Origin of the sequence: Burkholderia sp. E168m23, assembly GCF_016586125.1 — a bacterium.
In the GTDB taxonomy this organism is placed as follows: domain Bacteria; phylum Pseudomonadota; class Gammaproteobacteria; order Burkholderiales; family Burkholderiaceae; genus Burkholderia; species Burkholderia orbicola.
In genome coordinates, this window is record NZ_BCPP01001207.1 from 1 (window position 1) to 1,745 (window position 1,745).

A 1,745-nucleotide genomic window follows, 5' to 3' on the forward strand; every position below is an offset into this window, starting at 1 on the left:
GGCCGACGCCGCCGCGGCCGGCGGCGTGCGCATCGTGCGCCCGCGCCCGAAGGTCACGTTGTTGTGGGCGTCGCAGACCGGCAACATCGAATCGTTGACCGAGGATTACGCGACGAAGCTGATGAACGCGGGCTTCGAGATCCGCACCGCGTGCATGTCCGACTATCCGGTCGCGTCGCTGGCCGGCGCGCAATACGTGCTGCTGATGACGAGCACGTTCGGCGACGGCGATGCGCCGGACAACGGCAGCGAATTCTGGGATGCGTTGCAGGCCGGCAGCGCCGCGCGCCTCGACGGCGTGCATTTCGCGGTGCTCGCGTTCGGCGACCGCAACTACGACCAGTTCTGCGGCCACGGCCGCCGGCTCGACGCACGGCTCGCGGAACTCGGCGCGGCGCGCCTGTGCGCACGCGTCGATTGCGACGTCGAATTCCAGCACGATGCCGATCAGTGGCTCGAGCGCGTCGTCGCGCGCATCAAGGAGGCCGATGCCGCGCTGCACGCGGTGCCGTCCGGTGGATTGAGCCCGTCGGGGCTGTTGCCGACGAAAGCGCATCCGGCGCCGTCGAAGCTCGTCGCGAACCTGCGGCTGAACCGGCCGGGCGCCGCGAAAGACACGCGCTACGTGTCGCTGTCGACCCAGGGCGCGAACCTCGAATACGAAACCGGCGACGCGCTCGGCGTATGGCCGACCAACTGCCCGGAACTGGTCGACGAACTGCTGTCCGTCACCGCGCTGAAGGCCGATGCGCCCGTGTCGGTCGCGGGTGTCGGCGAGATCCGGCTCGGCGATGCGCTCGCGCGCCATTTCGACATCACGCGCCCGCATCCCGACACGCTGGCCTTCATCGCGTCGCGCAGCGCGAACGGCGCGCTGAAGTCGCTGCTTGGCGAAGATCGCAAGGGCGACCTCAAGCAATGGCTGTGGGGGCAGCAACTGGCGGACGTGCTGCACGAATACCCGGTCGAGCTGTCGGGCGCGGAACTGGTCGGCATGCTCAAGCGCATGCAGCCGCGCCTCTATTCGATCGCGTCGAGCCCGAGCGCGCACGAGGGCGAGATTCACCTGACCGTGTCGGCCGTGCGCTATCACAATGGCCGGCGCGCGCGCAAAGGCGTCGCGTCGACGTTCCTCGCCGATCGCGCGGACGACGGCCGCGTGCCCGTGTTCGTGCAGAAGTCCGCGCATTTCCGGCCGCCGGTGAACGGCGACGTGCCGATCGTGATGGTCGGCCCGGGCACCGGCGTCGCGCCGTTCCGCGGCTTCCTGCACGAGCGGCGGGCGCGCGGCGCGCGCGGGCGCAACTGGCTGTTCTTCGGCGAGCAGCACGCGCAGACCGACTTCTACTACGGCGACGAGTTGAGCGAGATGCGCGACAGCGGCTTCCTGACGCGGCTCGACCTCGCGTTCTCGCGCGACCAGGCCGACAAGGTCTACGTGCAGGACCGGATGCGCGAGCAGGGCGCCGAGCTGTTCGCGTGGCTGGAAGAGGGCGCGCACTTCTACGTGTGCGGCGACGCCGCGCGGATGGCCAAGGACGTCGATACGGCGCTGAAGGCGATCGTCGCCCGGCACGGCGGCATGTCGGACGAAGCCGCGAACGACTACGTCGCGCGGCTTTCGAAGGCGCGGCGCTACATGCGGGACGTGTACTGAATCGCGTGAGCGGCGGGCCGTTGCGTTGGCCCGCCGCTTCGCCGCCGGCTTACTGTTGCCGCTCCCACGCACGCGCCTGCTCGGTGCG

The 1,745-nt window shown here is 70.0% G+C and carries 1 protein-coding gene; it reads left to right on the forward strand.

The annotated features are described in order from the left end of the window. Nucleotides 1-1,657, forward strand: a 1,657-nt coding sequence (locus JMF90_RS35730; RefSeq protein WP_201326219.1) for a sulfite reductase flavoprotein subunit alpha, incomplete at its 5' end; no start/stop codon positions are given. Nucleotides 1,658-1,745: the final 88 nt, after the last annotated feature.